This window comes from Streptomyces sp. NPDC001890, assembly GCF_042891445.1.
In the GTDB taxonomy this organism is placed as follows: Bacteria; Actinomycetota; Actinomycetes; order Streptomycetales; family Streptomycetaceae; genus Streptomyces.
In genome coordinates, this window is the sequence record NZ_JBIATE010000003.1 from 479,994 (window position 1) to 496,969 (window position 16,976).

The following is a 16,976-nucleotide window of genomic DNA, read 5'->3' on the forward strand; positions in this document are numbered from 1 at the left end:
CGGGTGAGTAGCAGCGAGAAGGACGTCCGGCTGTCCGTCGGCGACACAGAGTTGACCGTGAATCCCGCCAACGGCTGTCGCATCGACAGCCTGCGGATCGGTGGCACCGAGCTGCTGCGGCAGGGGGAGCGGTACGGCTGCTTCCCGATGGTGCCGTGGTGCGGGCGCACCGGGAACGGGCTGTTCCACAACGGCGACGTCCCGCACCGGTTGCCGCTGAACGCCCCGCCGCACGCCATCCACGGCACCGGCCGGGACACCGCCTGGCGCACCGCCCGGCTGGCCGAACGGGAGGCGTCGTTCTACTACGACCTCGCCGACCCCTGGCCGTACCCGGGCCGGGTGACCCAGACCTTCGAACTGTCCGAGGACTCGCTCACCCTCGCCTTCGGCATCGAGACGTACGGGGACTCGTTCCCGGCGCAGGCCGGCTGGCACCCCTGGTTCCTGCGCAACCTGGGCGGCGGTGGCAAGGACGTCGAGGTGTCCTTCGAGGCGGCCTGGCAGGAGGAGCGGGGCGATGACCATCTGCCGACCGGCCGCCGCATCCCGCCCCTGGAGGGGCCCTGGGACGACTGTTTCGGGATGCCGGACGGTGTCGAGGTGACGCTCACCTGGCCGGAGCAGCTGGAGCTGACGGTGAAGAGCCGGGCCGAGTGGGTCGTGATCTACGACGAGCAGGACGCGGCGGTCTGCGTGGAGCCGCAGTCCGGTCCGCCGAACGGGCTGAACACCGCGCCCCGCTACGTCACCCCGATCGATCCGCTGGAGATCGCGACGACGTGGAGCTGGCGCTGGCTCTGACCCGGGCACCGGTTACGGGCCGGGCCCGGCCGGGGCGGATGCCGGCCTCGGCTCCGGCTCCGGCTCCGGTACCGGCCTCGACATCGGCCCCGGCATCGGCATCGGCTCCGGTCCAGGCATCGGCTCCGGCCCAGGCGGCGGTCCAGGCATCGGCCCCGGCGGCGGTCCGCCGGGCAGCCTCTAAGCTCGTAGCCATGAGTGACGTACGTGCTGAGCTGCTCCAGCAGATCAAGGACAAGGCCGTGGTACACGGCAAAGTGACCCTCTCCTCGGGTCTTGAGGCCGACTGGTACATCGACCTGCGCCGCATCACGCTGGACGGCAAGGCCGCTCCGATGGTCGGTCAGGTCATGCTCGACGCCACCGCCGAGCTGGACTACGACTGCGTGGGCGGGCTGACGCTGGGCGCCGACCCGGTCGCCACCTCGATGCTGCACGCCTCCGCCGCGCGCGGGCAGGAGCTGGACGCGTTCGTCGTCCGCAAGGCCCAGAAGGCGCACGGGATGCAGCGCCGCATCGAGGGCACGGACGTGAAGGGCCGCCGCTGCCTGGTGGTCGAGGACACCTCGACCACCGGTGGTTCGCCGCTGACGGCCGTCGAGGCGGTGCGCGAGGCCGGTGGCGAGGTCGTGGCCGTGGCCGTGATCGTGGAGCGGGGCGCTGCTCCGGCCATCGCCGAGGCAGGTCTGCCGTATGTCCACGTCTACTCGGTGGCCGATCTCGACCTGGCCTGACATCCGGCTTTGACCTGCGGCTTTTTTCGGGGGCGGGCTGTTTCACGTGAAACGGCCCGCCCCTTCCGCATGCCTGACGAGCGGCTGCCGGACCGGTCCGGTGGTGGGCCGGGTGGAGCCGGAACGAGAGTCTGGGAAGATAGGGGCGACGATGACGTCGCCCCCAGGTCAGGGAACCAGCACGCACACCCGCATATCCCAAGGAGCGGTCAGATGCCCATCGCAACCCCCGAGGTCTACGCCGAGATGCTCGACCGGGCGAAGGCAGGCAAGTTCGCCTACCCGGCCATCAATGTGACGTCGACCCAGACCCTGCACGCTGCACTGCGCGGCTTCGCGGAGGCGGAGAGCGACGGCATCGTCCAGATCTCCACCGGTGGGGCGGAGTTCCTGGGCGGCCAGTACAACAAGGACATGGTCACCGGCGCCGTCGCCCTGGCCGAGTTCGCGCACATCGTCGCCGCCAAGTACGACGTCACGGTCGCGCTGCACACCGACCACTGCCCCAAGGACAAGCTGGACGGTTACGTGCGTCCGCTGCTCGACATCTCCGCCGAGCGCGTCGCCCGGGGCGAGAACCCGCTGTTCCAAAGCCACATGTGGGACGGTTCGGCCGAGACGCTGGCCGACAACCTGGCCATCGGTCAGGAGCTGCTGGCCAAGGCCGCCGCCGCCAAGATCATTCTTGAGGTCGAGATCACCCCGACCGGCGGCGAGGAGGACGGTGTCACGCACGAGATCAACGACGAGCTCTACACCACCGTCGACGACGCGCTGCGCACCGCCGAGGCGCTCGGTCTGGGCGAGAAGGGCCGCTACCTGCTGGCCGCCTCCTTCGGCAACGTCCACGGCGTCTACAAGCCGGGCAACGTCGTGCTCCGCCCCGAGCTGCTGAAGGACCTCCAGGAGGGCGTCGGCGCCAAGTACGGCAAGGCTGCTGGTAGCCACCCCTTCGATTTTGTCTTCCACGGCGGCTCCGGCTCCACCGAGCAGGAGATCGCCACCGCGCTGGAGAACGGCGTCGTGAAGATGAACCTCGACACCGACACCCAGTACGCCTTCACCCGCCCGATCGTGGACCACATGTTCCGCAACTACGACGGTGTGCTGAAGGTCGACGGCGAGGTCGGCAACAAGAAGGTCTACGACCCGCGCAGCTGGGGCAAGTCCGCCGAGGCGGGCATGGCCAAGCGCGTCACGGAGGCCTGCGCCAACCTGCGCTCCACCGGCACCAAGCTGAAGTAGCGGCAGCCGGTACGAAGTGTGGCCGTGGGCCCGGTACCCCGTGGGGTGCCGGGCCCACGGCATGTCCGAGGAACACGTTTCCGGCAGATGCATACGTGGACAGACGTATACGTAAGGGGTCGTTGTGGGTTCCAGTGCGCGCTATGACTTCGACACCGTCGTCGACCGCCGGGGCACCTGGTGTGTCCAGTGGGACGGGGTCGCGGACCGGTTCGGGGTGGACGGGCTGCTGCCGTTCACCATCTCCGACATGGACTTCGAGACGGCCCCGGAGGTGCTGGGGGCGCTGCGTTCCCGTCTCGACCACGGGGTGTTCGGCTACACCGACTGGCGGCAGGACGACTTCCGCTCGGCGATAGCCCACTGGTACGCGACCCGGTACGGCACCGAGGTGGACACCGGGCAGCTGGTGTACGGGCCCTCCGTGCTCAGCCAGCTCTCGCAGCTGTTGCAGATGTGGACGGCGCCGGGCGAGGGCGTGGTCGTCCACACCCCCACGTACGACGGTTTTCGCAAGGCGATCACCGGGCTCGGGCGGGAGCTGCGCGGTGTGCCGGTGGGGGACCCGGCCGCGTTGGAACGCGAGCTGGCCCGACCCGACAGCAAGGTCCTGGTCCTGTGCTCCCCGCACAACCCGACCGGCCGGGTGTGGACGACGGCCGAGCTGGAGGCGACGGCCTCGCTCGCCGCGCGGTACGGGGTCGCGGTGATCAGCGACGAGATACACGCGGACTTCGTGCACGAGGGGTACACCCACGTGCCGTGGACACGAGTCGCGGGCGACGGGCGCTGGGCGCTGGTCACCTCCGCGTCCAAGGCGTTCAACTTCCCGGCGCTGACCGGTTCGTACGGGCTGATCGGCGATCCGGCCGACCGGACGGAGTTCCTGCGCCGGATGGAGACGGCCGAGGGGCTGGCCTCCCCGGCGGTGCTGTCGCTGACCGCGCACATCGCCGCGTACCGGGAGTCGGCGCAGTGGCTGGACTCGGTGCGGGAGTACGTCGCGGGGAATCTGGCGCTGGTCGCGCAGCGGCTGGGCGAGGCGTTCCCGGAGCTGGGGTGGCGGCCGCCGCAGGCCGGGTACCTGGCGTGGATCGATCTGCGGCCCGCCGGTGTCGACGGCGACGAGGCGTTGCAGCGGGTGCTGATCGAGCGGGAGAAGGTCGCGGTGATGCCGGGCGGGGTGTACGGCGCGGAGGGCTTCGTGCGGCTGAACGTGGGGTGCCCGCGCGCCAAGGCGGCGGCCGGGGTGGACGCGCTGATCCGGGGCGTGCGGGCGGTGACGGGGCGGGCGTCTTAGGGCGTCGCGGGTTTCCTGGTGCCGTTCGGTGCGGTCCGGTGCGGTGCGGTCCGGTGCCGCCCGGTGCGGTCTGGTGCCGCCCGGTGCTGTCCGGTGCCGCATCGTGCCGCCCGGTGCTGTTCAGTGCTGCCTGGTGCCGCCCCGTGCCGTCCGATGGCCCTTCCGGCCCGGAGCGGGGATGCTGCTCGTATGCCTGACGCAGCCGAGACGGGAACTCCGGGCGCCATCCGCGTAGCCTCCGCCACCGGACGCTGGGTCGTCCTCACCACCGTCCTCGGCTCCAGCATGGCCATGCTGGACTCCACCGTCATCAACGTCGCGCTGCCCCGCATCGGCAAGGACCTCGGCACCGACCTGGCCGCGCTCCAGTGGACCGTCAACGCCTACATGCTGACCCTCGCCGGGCTGATCCTCCTCGGCGGCGCCCTGGGCGACCGGTACGGGCGGCGGCGGGTCTTCGTCGTCGGCGTCGTCTGGTTCGCCGCCGCGTCGGTGCTGTGCGGTCTGGCGCCGAACGCCGCCGTCCTGATCGCCGCCCGTGCCCTCCAGGGCATCGGCGGGGCGCTGCTCACGCCCGGCTCGCTGGCCCTGATCCAGGCGAGCTTCCACCCCGACGACCGGGCCCGCGCGGTCGGGCTGTGGTCGGGGCTGGGCGGGGTCGGGGCCGCCGTCGGGCCGTTCGTCGGCGGATGGCTGGTCGACGGGCCGGGCTGGCGGTGGGTGTTCCTGCTCAACGTGCCGCTCGCCGCGGTCTGTGTGCCGGTGGCGCTGCGCCACGTACCGGAATCACGCGACCCGCACGCCCACGGGCGCTTCGACGTGCTGGGCGCCGTGCTCGCGGCGCTCGCCCTCGCCCTGGTGACGTACGCGCTGATCGAGGCGCCGGGGCAGGGGGCGTCCGGGGCGGTGATCGGGACGGCCGTCGCGGGGGTGCTGCTCGGGGCGCTGTTCGTACGGGTGGAGCGGACCCGGGCGGAACCGATGCTGCCGCCCTCGGTCTTCGCGTCCCGGCAGTTCACCGCCGTCAATGTGATCACTCTCTGCGTGTACGCGGCGCTCGGCGGTTACTTCTTCCTCTCCGCGATCCAGCTCCAGGTGGTGGCCGGGTACTCGGCGCTCGGCGCGGGCACGGCGCTGCTGCCGTCGACCGTCCTGATGCTGCTCTTCTCGGCCGCCTCGGGCGAGCTGGGCCAGCGCATCGGGCCCCGTATCCCGCTGACGGTGGGGCCGCTGGTCGCCGCCGCGGGGATGCTGCTGATGCTGCGGGTCGGGCCCGGGTCGAACACCGTGTCCGGCTACCTCACCGACGTGCTGCCCGCGGTCGCCGTTCTCGGCGTCGGACTGGTCACCCTGGTCGCACCGCTCACCGCGACCGTCCTGGCCTCCGTGGACACCGCACGGGCCGGCCTCGCCAGCGGGATCAACAACGCGGCCGCCCGCGCCGCCGGGCTGATCGCGGTGGCCGCGCTGCCGCTGCTCGCCGGGATGGGACCGGAGGCGTACCGGAACGCCGACGAGTTCGCCGCGACCTTCCGCCGGGCCATGCCGATGTGTGCCGGGCTGCTCGTGCTGGGGGCGGCGATCGCCTGGGCGACCGTACGCGGACCCCTGGTCACGGCGGACGAGAAGGAGCAGGCGCGGCCCGAGTGCACCGTGCACTGCGGGATCGCCGCACCGCCCCTGGAACCGGCGCACGAGCAGGACCAGAACCCGGCGCGCGAGCAGGAGCAGAACCCGGGCGCGCGCTGACCGCGCACGCCGACGCCCGGGTACCCCCGGCGGGCGGACGCCAGGCACACTGGAACCCATGTCGATCCACGAGAACCTGCTCGGGGGCCCGCCCCCGACCCACCTGCCCGACGACCCGGAGCCGCGCGAACTGCTGGCGAACGGCGTGGCCCCCGCCGACGTCGCCGCGAAGTACCCGACCTCGTCCCTGGCCTGGGCGCAGCTCGCCGACGAGGCGTACGACGCCGGCCGTGTCGTCGAGTCGTACGCCTACGCCCGCACCGGCTACCACCGCGGCCTCGACGCGCTGCGCAGGGCCGGCTGGAAGGGCCACGGCCCGGTGCCGTTCGAGCACGAGCCGAACCGCGGCTTCCTGCGCGCCCTGCACGCCCTGGCGCGGGCCGCCCGCGCGATCGGTGAGCAGGAGGAGTACGAGCGCTGCTCGACGTTCCTGCGCGACTCCTCGCCCACCGCCGCCGAGACGCTGGGCTGAGGCCGACCGGTCAAGGGTGGCGAGAAGGTGTTCCGGGCCCCGCGGACGTACGGTCGTCCGCGGGGCCTGCACGTTCTACCGGCGTCGGCTTAGGATGCCGACAGGGGACCGGAGCTCCACCACCTCACGGAAGGGGCGGACCGCTACCCGGAAGCTTGTGTCGAGGAGACAGCAATGTCGACGATCCACCCCGACCCCGAAGCCACCGGTGCGCAGACCCCGCACCTCGACTTCGCGGGTACGACTCCGTACGAGGACTATGTCCAGGCGGATGTCCTGACCCATCTCCAGCACCCTCTCTCCGACGATCCGGGCGAGATGGTCTTCCTGGTCACCACCCAGGTCATGGAGCTGTGGTTCACCGTCATCGTGCATGAGTGGGAGACCGCCGCGCACGCCCTGCGCCAGGACCGGCTGAACGTCGCCCGCGACGCGCTGAAGCGGTCGGTGCGGGAGCTGGAGGCGCTCAACGCCTCCTGGACGCCGCTGGCCCAGCTCACGCCCGCCCAGTTCAACTCCTACCGCTCCGCCCTCGGCGAGGGTTCCGGTTTCCAGTCGGCGATGTACCGGCGGATGGAGTTCCTGCTCGGCGACAAGTCCGCGTCCATGCTGGTGCCGCACCGGGGCGCGCCCCGGGTCCACGCCGAGCTGGAGAAGGCGCTCGGCGAGCCCGGTCTGTACGACGAGACGCTGGCGCTGCTCGCCCGGCGCGGGTTCGCCATACCGAAGGCCGTGCTCGGCCGGGACCTGACGCGGAAGTACGAACCGTCGCCCGAGGTCGAGGCGGTCTGGGCGGAGATCTACGCGGACCCCGAGCGCCACGACGAGCTGGTCCGGCTCGGCGAGGCGCTCACCGACGTCGGCGAGCTGGTGTGGCGCTGGCGCAACGACCACCTCGTCGCCACCCGGCGTGCCATGGGTTCGAAGACCGGTACCGGCGGCTCCGCCGGGGTCGCCTGGCTGGAGAAGCGGGCCACGAAGAACGTCTTCCCCGAGCTGTGGACGGCGCGCAGCCATGTCTGAGACCTTCGCCGCCATGCCCGAGAAATCCGCCGTCACGTCCGAGAGCTCCGCTGCCGGGAGCTCCGCCGCCGCGTCCGAGTCCCTCGCCGCGCGGGCCGCGGCACTCGACGCCGCCGACCCGCTCGCGGACCGGCGCAAGCTCTTCGCCCTCGACGACACCGTCTATCTCGACGGCAACTCGCTCGGCGCGCTGCCGGCGCACGTGCCCGCCCGGGTGCAGGAGGTCCTCACCCGCGAATGGGGCGAGCTGCGCATCCGGTCCTGGGACGAGAGCGGCTGGTGGACCGCGCCGGAACGGATCGGTGACCGGATCGCCCCGCTCGTCGGCGCCGCCGCCGGGCAGATCGTGGTGGGCGACTCCACCAGCGTGAACGTCTTCAAGGCCGTCGTCGCCGCGACCCGGCTGGCGCCGGAGGGCCGCGACGAGATCCTCGTCGACGCGACGACCTTCCCCACGGACGGGTACATCGCCCGGTCCGCCGCCCGGATGACCGGCCACCGGATCGTCCCGGTCGCCCCCGCCGAGGTGCCGGACGCACTGGGCCCCCGTACCGCGGCCGTGCTGCTCAACCACGTCGACTACCGCACCGGCAGGCTCCACGACCTGCCCGGACTCACCGCCGCCGTGCACGGGGCGGGCGCCGTCGCCGTCTGGGACCTGTGCCACAGCGCGGGCGCCCTGCCCGTCAGCCTCGACGAGCACGGCGTGGACCTGGCGGTCGGCTGCACGTACAAGTACCTGAACGGCGGCCCCGGTTCGCCCGCGTACATCTACGTCGCCGAGCGCCACCAGGCGGCCTTCGACTCGCCCCTGCCGGGATGGACGTCGCACGCCGACCCGTTCGGCATGACCCCTGAGTACGCCCCGGCCGACGGCGCGGTACGAGGCCGGGTCGGCACCCCCGACATCGTCTCCATGCTGACGCTCGAAGCGGCGCTGGACGTGTGGGACGGGGTGTCCATCGACGAGGTACGGGCCAAGTCCCTGGCGCTGACGGACTTCTTCCAGGAGTGCGTCGCCCGGTACGCGCCCGAGGGCCGGGTCCCCTCCATCACCCCCGCACGCGCGGAGCGCGGCAGCCAGGTCGCGCTGCGCTGCGAGGACGCGGAACAGGTGATGGGCGCGCTCATCGCCCGGGGCGTCGTCGGCGACCTGCGCCGGCCGGACGTGCTGCGGTTCGGATTCACGCCGCTGTACGTCGGGTTCGCGGACGTGGAGCGGGCGGCGCGGGTGCTGGGCGAGGTGCTGGGCGAGGTGCCGGCCCAGCCGTAGGGGAAGTCCGCGGGCAGCCCCGGGGCCCTGATCCTCCGCGGGGACGGGAACCTTCCGTACTGGTACCGTCCCCGCAGGTCAGGCCAGTTGGGCACAGCTACAGGACGGTTGGAGCAGCATGTCGGATTCTGCCGCGCGTGATCGGGACGCAGCCGAGGCCGAGTCGGCCTTCTCGCATCCACCGGTCGCCCCCGACGCGTCCGCCGCCTATGGCAGCCACCCCGACCAGCTGATCGACTTCTACGCCCCGCGCGACGGGCGGACCGGGGCGCCGGTCGTGGTCGTGCTGCACGGCGGGTCATGGCGGGCGCCGTACGACCGGCAGCACGTGTCGCCGTTCGCGGACTTCCTGGCCCGGCGCGGATTCGCCGTCGCCAACGTCGAGTACCGGCGCGGCGGCGAGATCCCGCAGCAGCGGGGTTCCGGCCCGGTCGCGGGCCGCTGGCCGGAGACCTTCGACGACGTCGCCGCGGCGATGGACGCGCTGCCGGCGCTGCTGGCCCGGGAGCTCCCGGCGGCCGACGCCCGGCGGATCGTCGTCACCGGGCACTCGGCCGGCGGGCAGCTGGCGCTGTGGGCCGCCGCCCGGCACGTACTGCCCGAGGGGTCGCCGTGGCGGCTGCCCGCGCCACCGCAACTGCGGGGCGTCGTCGCCCTCGCACCCATCGCGGACTTCACCACCGCCGTCGAGCTGGACGTGTGCTCGGGGGCGGTCGGCCAGCTCCTCGGCGGCGAGGAGGACTTCGCGGAGCGGGCCACGCACGCCGACCCGGCCGTGCTGCTGCCCACCGGCATCGCCACCACCGTGGTGCAGGGCACCACCGACGTCGATGTGCCGCAGCCGGTCGCGGAGGCGTTCGTGGACGCGGCGGCGAAGGCGGGCGAGACGGTGGGGCTGACCCTGCTGCCGGACGTCGGCCACTTCCCGCTGATCGACCCGGCGGCGGACGCGTGCGCGGTGGTGGCGGAGAAGCTCGCACAGCTCGCCTGGTGAGGGACGTGTCCGGTCGCTCGGCGGAGCCCGTAGTACTTGCGATGGACGGCCCGGAATCCGTATCACTGCTGACGACCGGGCCGGGCCCGCCCCCCTAACGTGGAAGCGTGACCGAGACCAAGAGCAGAAGCCCGGAGTTCCAGCTGGCGGCGGGGGCGATAGGCGGCCTCCGGCAGGCCCTCTTCGACGATGCGTTCGCCTACCGCCCGATGCCGCGGCTGGGGACCGACGGGCCGGTGATCCGCCGGCTGCCGAAGCGGACGCGGGAGCGCGCCACCTGGGCGCTGCACGCGGTCGTGGTGCTGGCCGCGCTCATCGCCTTTCTGCTGGGGCTGGCCGAGGCGGAGTATCCGCTCGCCGAGGTGCTCGCCGTGTTCCCGGCCATCGCTGTGGCGATGACGCTGGTCAGGCCGGTCGGGGCGTTCTGGATGTCGTTGCTGCTGACGCCGGTGACCGCGGTGTTCGGCAACGGCGGATGGCCGTGGGGGCCGACCACGTTCTTCACGCACCTGGTCGTGTTGATCGTCGTCGCGGCCAGGACCGGGCGGCGCACCGCGGCCTGGATGTGGGGCCTGACCGCACTGCTCGGCGTGGTCATGGAGAACCTCGTCTGGCGGCCCGGGACCACCACCTTCGGGATGGCCCTGACCTCGGCGTTCGCCCTGCTGGTGGTCTCCACGGTGCAGATCCGCCGTGACGCGGAGCGCGAGGTGACGGTGCAGCGGACGGTGACCGCCGTCGAGCGGGACCGGCGCACCCTGCTGGAGGAGCGCACCACCATCGCCCGTGAGCTGCACGACGTGGTCGCGCACCACATGTCGGTCGTCGCGATCCAGGCCGAGGCCGCCCCGTACCGGGTGGAGAATCCGCCGCCCGAGCTGGAGCAGGCCTTCGTCACGATCCGGGAGAACGCCGTCGCCGCCCTCACCGAACTGCGCCGGGTCCTCGGTGTCGTACGCGCCGAGGACTACCAGGCGCCGGACGCCCCGCAGCCCACGCTTGCCCAGCTCGACGGGCTCCTCGCCAATGTGAGCGAGGCGGGCCTGACGACGGAGAAGACCGTCACCGGTGCGGTGCGCGAACTGCCGCAGGGGGTCGAGCTGTCGGCGTACCGGATCATCCAGGAGGCCCTCAGCAACACACTGCGCCACGCACCGGGCGCCACCGCCAAGGTGGAGATCGGCTATGTGCTGGGCGGGCTCGGTGTACGGGTCGTCAACGGGCCGCCCACCGGTCCGGTGCAGCCCTCGCCGGGCGCGGGCCACGGGATCACCGGGATGCGGGAGCGGGTCGCGATGCTGAACGGCGACATGACGGCCGACGCGACCACCGACGGCGGGTACGAGATCGCGGTGTTCATCCCCGTACAGGCCGGTTCCGAGCCCCTGGAACAGGCGGACCGGGCATGAGCGGCATGAGCGGCATGAGCGGCACGAGCACTCCCGCCGTCCCGGCCCCGTCCATCCGGGTGCTGATCGTGGACGACCAGATGATGGTCCGTGAGGGCTTCTCGGTGCTCCTCAACGCCATGCCTGGGATCGAGGTCGTCGGCGAGGCGGTCGACGGCCGGCAGGCCATCGCGCAGGTCGCGGCCCTGCGCCCCGACGTGGTCCTGATGGACATCCGGATGCCGGAACTGAACGGCATCGAGGCCACCCGCGAGATCGTCGCCGCCGACGCGGACGCCAAGGTCCTGGTGCTGACCACCTTCGACCTCGACGAGTACGTGTACCAGGCGCTGCGCGCCGGGGCGTCCGGCTTCCTCCTCAAGGACGCCTCCGCGCGCCAGCTCGCGGACGGGGTACGGGTGGTGGCCGCGGGCGAGGCACTGCTCGCGCCGACCGTCACCAAGCGGCTGATCAACGAGTTCTCCAAGCTCGCGGAGGCCCCGCGCTCACCCGCGCTGGCCCGGGTCGGCGACCTCACCGAGCGCGAGACGGAGGTGCTCGTCCTCATCGCGCAGGGCCGGTCCAACGCGGAGATCGCCTCGCATCTGGTGGTCGCCGAGTCCACCATCAAGACCCATGTGAGCCGGATCCTGGTGAAGCTGGGGCTGCGCGACCGCACCCAGGCGGCCGTCTTCGCGTACGAGGCCCGCCTGGTCACACCTTCCTGAGCGCGGTCAGCGTCCGGGGTGGCCGGGGGTGGCTGGGGCGTCCGGGGCATCCGGGGGGCGTCCGGGGGTGGCCGGGGGTGGTCGGCGGCCGGGAAGTGCGGTTAGCGTCCGGCCATGCACCAATCTCCCCCTTCCGCGGCCGATGCCCCCTTCGACCCCTGGTCCCCGGCCTTCGTCGCCGACCCGTACCCCGCCTACGCCGCACTGCGCGCCACCGGCCGGGTGCACCGCTTCGAGCCGACCGACCAGTGGCTCGTCCCGCACCACGCGGATGTGTCCGCGCTGCTGCGCGACCGCCGTCTGGGCCGCACGTATCTGCACCGCTTCACCCACGAGGAGTTCGGCCGCACGCCGCCGCCCGCCGAGCACGAGCCCTTCCACACCCTCAACGGACAGGGGCTCCTCGACCTGGAGGCCCCCGACCACACCCGGATCCGACGCCTGGTCTCCAAGGCGTTCACCCCGCGTACGGTCGAGCAACTCGTCCCGACCGTACGGCGGCTGGCCTCCGAGCTGGTCGACTCCTTCGTCGAGGCGGGCGGCGGCGATCTGCTCACGGCGGTCGCCGAGCCGCTGCCGGTGGCCGTCATCGCCGAGATGCTCGGCATCCCGGAGTCCGACCGGGGCCCGCTGCGGCCCTGGTCCGCGGCGATCTGCGGAATGTTCGAGCTGAACCCGTCCGAGGAGACCGCGCACGCCGCTGTCCGCGCCTCGCTCGACTTCTCGGCCTATTTGCGCGAGCTGATCGAGGAGCGGCGCAAGAACCCCGGTACGGATCTGATCTCCGCGCTCATCGCCGCCCACGACGAGGGGGAGCGGCTGAGCGAACAGGAGATGATCTCCACCTGTGTGCTGCTGCTGAACGCGGGCCACGAGGCGACCGTCAACACCACCGTGAACGGCTGGTGGACACTGCTCAGCCACCCCGAGCAGCTGGCCGCACTGCGCGCCGACCACGGATTGCTGCCGACGGCCATCGAGGAACTGATGCGCTACGACACCCCGTTGCAGATGTTCGAGCGCTGGGTCCTGGACGACATCGAGATCGACGGCACGGTCATTCCGCGCGGCTCGGAGGTGGCCCTGCTCTTCGGCTCGGCCAACCGCGACCCGGCCCGCTTCACCGACCCGGACACCCTGGACCTGGCACGGCAGGACAACCCGCACATCACCTTCGGCGCGGGCATCCACTTCTGCCTGGGCGCCCCGCTGGCCCGGGTCGAACTGGCCGCGTCCTTCGGTGAACTGCTGCGCCGTGCCCCGGGGATGCGGCTGGCCGCCGAGCCGGAGTGGAACCCGGGCTATGTGATCAGGGGCCTGAAGGAACTCCGCGTGGAGCTGTGACGGCAGCGGGGCGGCGGGGGCGGCGAGGGCGCGGGCGGGGGAGAGAGCGCGGGCAGGGCCGGGGAGCGGGCTTGGGGGAGCCGGCCCGGGGGAGTCGGCCCGGGGTTGCCGCGCTCAGCACCCCGGTCCGCAGGCCAGGGGCGGGCCCTCCAGCACGTCGAAGGCCACTCCGAAACCGGTGAGGGCGGCGAGCGCCACCGCCGCCCCGAGCGCCCGCCGCCACTTCCGCCCCGCGAGGGCGACGAGGACGAGCCCGGCCGCGATGCCGCCGAGCGTCATGACCGGCAGCCCGAGCCGGAGCACGTTCCACTCCGACTCGCCCTCGAAGCCGCCGAAGATGCCATGCCTGCCGTACGGAGCCCAGGCGAGCACCCCGGCCGCGGCGCCCGCGGCGACGACCAGGCATCCGACGGCCCCACGGACGGCTTCGCTTCGGTTCTCCATGAAGGCAGTGACGCGGGGGCACCCCGGCGGGGTTGCACCCGCCGGGCTCCCCCGGGCCCGCCCCGGGGCTCCCCTGCCCCCGCGAGTCACCGCCCCGCGCCGCCCCGTCACGTCAGGACATCGCGCCTGCGCAAGGCCCCCACCCCGGCCCCGACCAGCGCCACCGCGACGGCGGTGAGGGCGAGCACCGGGCCCCATTCCATTCCCGTGCCGCCCGGCAGCTTCGGCAGGTGCGTGAACGGTGATATGTCCATCACCGCCTGCGGCATGTCGACGGCGGGCCCGAGCCATCCCAGTGCCAGACAGATCCCGGCGACGCACCAGGACGCCACCGCCGCCTTCGGGAACGCCCCGTACAGCAGGACCGTCACCCCGCCCAGCAGCCAGATCGCCGGGAGCTGCACCAACGACGCACCCAGCACGGCCGGGAGTTCGTGGCCGTAGCCGACGGCCAGGCCGAGGCCGCCGGCCGTCATGAGCAGGGCCGCGCCGCCGAACGCGATGACCAGATGACCGGCCGCCCACCCGGTCCGGCCCACTCCGCCCGCCAGCACCGGTTCGGCGCGTCCGGCGGTTTCCTCGCCGTGCAGCCGTAGTACCGATGCGACGATGTACAGCGCGGCGACCATCCCGAGCACGGAGACCATCGCGGCGAGGAACGCGTCGGTCAGCCCGGCCTGTCCGCCCATCCGCTCGAAGATCTCCCTGGTCTTCGCGTTGTCGCCGACGAGATCGGCCGCCCCGCCGGTCAGCCCGCCGAAGGCGACACCGACCACCGCGAAGGAGAGTGTCCACCCGGTCAGCGCACCGCGCTGGAGCCGCAGCGCGAGACCGAACGCCGTGGAGATCCGTCCTTGCGCGGGCCCCGGTCTCGTCGCCAGGAAGCTCATCCCGACATCGCGCCGCCCGGCCAGCCCGTACGCGAGGACGGCCTGGACCACCACGGCCGCCGCGAGGACCAGCAGCACCCACCAGCGCTCGTCCCCGTACGCCCGGACGTTCTCCGCCCAGCCGACGGGGGAGAGCCAGGTCAGCACGGACGAGCCGTCGTCCGACGCCGAGTCGCCCGCCGCCTTCAGGACGAACGCGGCACCGATCACCGCCGCCGTGAGCCCCTTGGCGAGCCGGGCGCTCTCGGTGAACTGGGCGGCGATCGCCGCCGTGCAGGCGAACAGCACACCGGTCCCGGCGACCGCCAGGGCCAGGGCCACCGCCCCGGCGCCGCCCGCGCCCGATCCCGCCAGGCCCGCCACCATCACCAGCGCCAGTGCCGCGTTGGCGATCACGGCGGCGAGCAGGGCGGCGGTCAGCGGGGCGCGCCGCCCCACCATCGCGGAGGAGAGCATCTCCTGACGGCCGGTCTCCTCTTCCTCGCGGGTGTGCCGTACGACGACTATCAGGCTCATCACGGCCGCCAGCACCGCCCCGAAGGCGGCCATCCGCCAGCTCACGAGCCCGCCGACCGAGTCGTCGAAGACCGGGCCGTACATGGCCCGGAGGGAGCTGTTGCCGTTCATCGACGCGGCGAGTTCGGCGCGCTGGGCGGCGGTGTCGTAGATCGAGGCGATGGAGCTGCCGACGGAGGAGAAGGAGCCGCCGAGGGCGAGCACCCAGATCGGCAGCATGATCCGGTCGCGCCGCAGGGCGAGCCGCAGCAGCGTCCACGTCCCGGCGAGCTGCCCGGCCGCGGCCCCGGTCCGGCGCCTGGCGCCGGCCGGGGTGGTCATGGTCACGGCAGTCATCGCGCCGCCACCCCCGCGCCCTCGCCGCTTCCGGGCGCGTCCGGAGCGTCCGCTGTACCTGCCATGTCCGCCGCGTCGGTCGCGTAGTGGCGCAGGAACAGCTCCTCCAGCGTGGGCGGAGTGCTGGTCAGCGTCCGTACGCCCGACGTGGTGAGCGACTTGAGGACGGCGTCCAGCTTGTCCGTGTCGACCTGGAGCGTGACCCGCAGGCCCTGGACTTCGAGGTCGTGGACACCGGGCAGCCGGGCGAGCCCGTCGGGCGGGCCGGCCAGCTCGGCGCGGATGTTCGTACGCGTCAGGTGGCGCATGTCCGCCAGCGAGCCCGTCTCCACCGTCCGCCCCTGGCGGATGATGCTGACCCGGTCGCAGAGCGTCTCGACCTCGCTGAGGATGTGGCTGGAGAGCAGGACCGTCCGCCCGCGCGCACTCTCCTGGGCCACGCACTCCTGGAACACCTCCTCCATCAGCGGGTCGAGTCCGCTGGTGGGTTCGTCCAGGATCAGCAGATCCACATCGGAGGCGAAAGCGGCGACGAGGGCGACCTTCTGGCGGTTGCCCTTGGAGTACGTACGCCCCTTCTTGGTGGGGTCGAGCTCGAACCGGTCGACGAGGTCGGCGCGCCGGGTCCGGTCGAGGCCGCCGCGCAGGCTCCCGTACAGGTCTATCACCTCGCCGCCGGAGAGGTTGCGCCACAGCGTGACGTCGCCCGGGACGTACGCCACCTTCCGGTGGAGCTCCACCGCGTCCCGCCACGGGTCGCGGCCGAGCAGCTGGGCGGCGCCGGAGTCGGCCCGCAGCAGACCCAGGAGCACCCGGATGGTGGTGGACTTCCCGGAGCCGTTGGGCCCGAGGAAGCCGTGGACCTCGCCGGCCTCGACGGTGAGGTCGAGCCCGTCCAGCGCGTGTGTCCGGCCGAACGACTTGTGCAGTCCGGCCACCGTGATCGCCTTCGTCATGCTTCTGAACGTACGCTACTTTCACAATTTTGTGAAGTTAAGGAAGCGTATAAAGTTGACGTTACGGCAGGGCCGAAAGACCGGGGCCGGGAAAACAGGGAGACGATCGGGTGATGACCAGCGAGACCCAGACCCAGACCGGGGCCGGGAGCGACACCGGGGCCGGGAGCGCGAGTGGCGAGACCGGGCAGAGCGTGGGTTCCGGGCGTGACGCGGAGGCCGTGTCGCGGTTCGTGGAGCGGTTCGCGTCGGAGATGACCGAGGCGGGGATGCAGCGGATGGCGTCCCGGGTCTTCGCCGCGCTCCTCGCGGACGACGACGGCTCCATGACCTCCGCCGAGCTCGCCCTGGCGCTGCAGATCAGCCCCGCGGCCGTGTCCGGAGCGGTCAGCTATCTCACGCAGGTCAGCATGGTCAGCCGCGAACGCGACCCGGGCTCGCGCCGCGACCGCTACCGCCTGCTCGACGAGGTCTGGTTCGCCACCTTCGCAAGCCGCGACCGGGTGCTCACCCGCTGGGAGAACACCCTCAAGGAAGGTGCCCGCATCCTTGGCGAGGACACCCCGGCCGGTGCCCGGCTCGCCGAGACGGTGGCGTTCTTCGAGTTCCTGCAGGCGGAGCTGGTCAAGGTGATGGACCGCTGGCACGAGCACCGCAAGACGCTCGACCTCCCGAGGCGCGACGGGCACGCGACCGCCTGACGGGCACGCGACCGCCGGACGGGCATGCGCAACCGCCCGGACGGGCATGCGCGACCGTCCGGGCGGTTGCGCGGGGCCG

At 72.5% G+C, this 16,976-nt stretch carries 16 protein-coding genes; 13 read left to right on the top strand and 3 right to left on the bottom strand.

The features are described from left to right. The first annotated feature begins 3 nt into the window (after window positions 1-3). The 12 genes from ACFYY1_RS13570 (at window position 4) to ACFYY1_RS13625 (ending at window position 13,054) form a co-directional block, all read left to right on the top strand. On the top strand, window positions 4-804 hold the full coding sequence (locus ACFYY1_RS13570; RefSeq protein ID WP_388584269.1) for an aldose 1-epimerase: 801 nt from the start codon (window positions 4-6) through the stop codon (window positions 802-804). A 194-nt stretch (window positions 805-998) separates the two neighbouring features. After that, a complete protein-coding gene (gene pyrE / locus ACFYY1_RS13575) occupies window positions 999-1,538 on the top strand; it encodes an orotate phosphoribosyltransferase (RefSeq protein ID WP_266731675.1) in 540 nt (179 codons plus the stop codon). 213 nt (window positions 1,539-1,751) lie between these two features. Then, window positions 1,752-2,783, top strand: a complete 1,032-nt coding sequence (gene fbaA / locus ACFYY1_RS13580; RefSeq protein ID WP_388584272.1) for a class II fructose-bisphosphate aldolase — start codon at window positions 1,752-1,754, stop codon at window positions 2,781-2,783. Between the two features lie 124 nt (window positions 2,784-2,907). Next, entirely contained in the window at window positions 2,908-4,083 is a 1,176-nt protein-coding gene (locus tag ACFYY1_RS13585) for a MalY/PatB family protein (RefSeq protein WP_388584273.1), read from the top strand. Between the two features lie 189 nt (window positions 4,084-4,272). Beyond that, window positions 4,273-5,832 carry an MFS transporter gene (locus ACFYY1_RS13590; protein ID WP_388584275.1) on the top strand — a complete coding sequence of 520 codons (1,560 nt, stop codon included), beginning with the start codon at window positions 4,273-4,275 and terminating at the stop codon, window positions 5,830-5,832. A gap of 58 nt (window positions 5,833-5,890) precedes the next feature. Next, window positions 5,891-6,304 (top strand): DUF3151 domain-containing protein, encoded by a 414-nt coding sequence (locus ACFYY1_RS13595; protein WP_328512431.1) that lies wholly within the window; start codon window positions 5,891-5,893, stop codon window positions 6,302-6,304. A 174-nt stretch (window positions 6,305-6,478) separates the two neighbouring features. Continuing rightward, window positions 6,479-7,327 (top strand): tryptophan 2,3-dioxygenase family protein, encoded by an 849-nt coding sequence (locus ACFYY1_RS13600; protein WP_388584277.1) that lies wholly within the window; start codon window positions 6,479-6,481, stop codon window positions 7,325-7,327. Then, window positions 7,320-8,600, top strand: coding sequence for a kynureninase (gene kynU, locus ACFYY1_RS13605; protein ID WP_388584279.1), 1,281 nt, complete (start codon window positions 7,320-7,322; stop codon window positions 8,598-8,600). The genes ACFYY1_RS13600 and kynU overlap by 8 nt, the downstream gene beginning before the upstream one ends. Before the next feature lie 118 nt (window positions 8,601-8,718). After that, the gene (locus ACFYY1_RS13610; protein ID WP_388584281.1) at window positions 8,719-9,594 is read left to right on the top strand and encodes an alpha/beta hydrolase; all 876 of its coding nucleotides are present in this window, start codon (window positions 8,719-8,721) and stop codon (window positions 9,592-9,594) included. A 107-nt stretch (window positions 9,595-9,701) separates the two neighbouring features. Then, complete coding sequence (locus ACFYY1_RS13615) at window positions 9,702-11,003, top strand: sensor histidine kinase (RefSeq protein WP_388584283.1); 1,302 nt, start codon at window positions 9,702-9,704, stop codon at window positions 11,001-11,003. Window positions 11,004-11,008: 5 nt separating this feature from the next. Continuing rightward, a complete protein-coding gene (locus ACFYY1_RS13620) occupies window positions 11,009-11,710 on the top strand; it encodes a response regulator (RefSeq protein ID WP_388584709.1) in 702 nt (233 codons plus the stop codon). Window positions 11,711-11,824: 114 nt separating this feature from the next. After that, entirely contained in the window at window positions 11,825-13,054 is a 1,230-nt protein-coding gene (locus ACFYY1_RS13625; protein WP_388584286.1) for a cytochrome P450, read from the top strand. A 114-nt stretch (window positions 13,055-13,168) separates the two neighbouring features. Here the strand turns inward: ACFYY1_RS13625 and ACFYY1_RS13630 are convergent, their stop codons facing one another. From ACFYY1_RS13630 to ACFYY1_RS13640, 3 genes are all read right to left on the bottom strand, one after another. After that, on the bottom strand, window positions 13,169-13,498 hold the full coding sequence (locus tag ACFYY1_RS13630) for a hypothetical protein (RefSeq protein ID WP_388584288.1): 330 nt from the start codon (window positions 13,496-13,498) through the stop codon (window positions 13,169-13,171). Between the two features lie 107 nt (window positions 13,499-13,605). Beyond that, on the bottom strand, window positions 13,606-15,240 hold the full coding sequence (locus tag ACFYY1_RS13635) for an ABC transporter permease (RefSeq protein ID WP_388584291.1): 1,635 nt from the start codon (window positions 15,238-15,240) through the stop codon (window positions 13,606-13,608). Further along, window positions 15,237-16,196 carry an ATP-binding cassette domain-containing protein gene (locus ACFYY1_RS13640; protein WP_388584293.1) on the bottom strand — a complete coding sequence of 320 codons (960 nt, stop codon included), beginning with the start codon at window positions 16,194-16,196 and terminating at the stop codon, window positions 15,237-15,239. The genes ACFYY1_RS13635 and ACFYY1_RS13640 overlap by 4 nt, the downstream gene beginning before the upstream one ends. Before the next feature lie 113 nt (window positions 16,197-16,309). Here ACFYY1_RS13640 and ACFYY1_RS13645 point away from each other — a divergent pair, with 113 nt between their 5' ends. After that, window positions 16,310-16,897 carry a GbsR/MarR family transcriptional regulator gene (locus ACFYY1_RS13645; RefSeq protein WP_388584296.1) on the top strand — a complete coding sequence of 196 codons (588 nt, stop codon included), beginning with the start codon at window positions 16,310-16,312 and terminating at the stop codon, window positions 16,895-16,897. The last annotated feature ends 79 nt before the right edge of the window (window positions 16,898-16,976 follow it).

Bases quoted from the DNA above. Each gene is read 5' to 3' on its own strand.
- pyrE (WP_266731675.1), top strand. From the start codon at position 999: ATGAGTGACGTACGTGCTGAGCTGCTCCAGCAGATCAAGGACAAGGCC.
- fbaA (WP_388584272.1), top strand. From the start codon at position 1,752: ATGCCCATCGCAACCCCCGAGGTCTACGCCGAGATGCTCGACCGGGCG.
- ACFYY1_RS13590 (WP_388584275.1), top strand. From the start codon at position 4,273: ATGCCTGACGCAGCCGAGACGGGAACTCCGGGCGCCATCCGCGTAGCC.
- ACFYY1_RS13595 (WP_328512431.1), top strand. From the start codon at position 5,891: ATGTCGATCCACGAGAACCTGCTCGGGGGCCCGCCCCCGACCCACCTG.
- ACFYY1_RS13600 (WP_388584277.1), top strand. From the start codon at position 6,479: ATGTCGACGATCCACCCCGACCCCGAAGCCACCGGTGCGCAGACCCCG.
- kynU (WP_388584279.1), top strand. From the start codon at position 7,320: ATGTCTGAGACCTTCGCCGCCATGCCCGAGAAATCCGCCGTCACGTCC.
- ACFYY1_RS13610 (WP_388584281.1), top strand. From the start codon at position 8,719: ATGTCGGATTCTGCCGCGCGTGATCGGGACGCAGCCGAGGCCGAGTCG.
- ACFYY1_RS13620 (WP_388584709.1), top strand. From the start codon at position 11,009: ATGAGCGGCATGAGCGGCACGAGCACTCCCGCCGTCCCGGCCCCGTCC.
- ACFYY1_RS13625 (WP_388584286.1), top strand. From the start codon at position 11,825: ATGCACCAATCTCCCCCTTCCGCGGCCGATGCCCCCTTCGACCCCTGG.
- ACFYY1_RS13630 (WP_388584288.1), bottom strand. From the start codon at position 13,498: ATGGAGAACCGAAGCGAAGCCGTCCGTGGGGCCGTCGGATGCCTGGTC.
- ACFYY1_RS13635 (WP_388584291.1), bottom strand. From the start codon at position 15,240: ATGACTGCCGTGACCATGACCACCCCGGCCGGCGCCAGGCGCCGGACC.
- ACFYY1_RS13640 (WP_388584293.1), bottom strand. From the start codon at position 16,196: ATGACGAAGGCGATCACGGTGGCCGGACTGCACAAGTCGTTCGGCCGG.
- ACFYY1_RS13645 (WP_388584296.1), top strand. From the start codon at position 16,310: ATGACCAGCGAGACCCAGACCCAGACCGGGGCCGGGAGCGACACCGGG.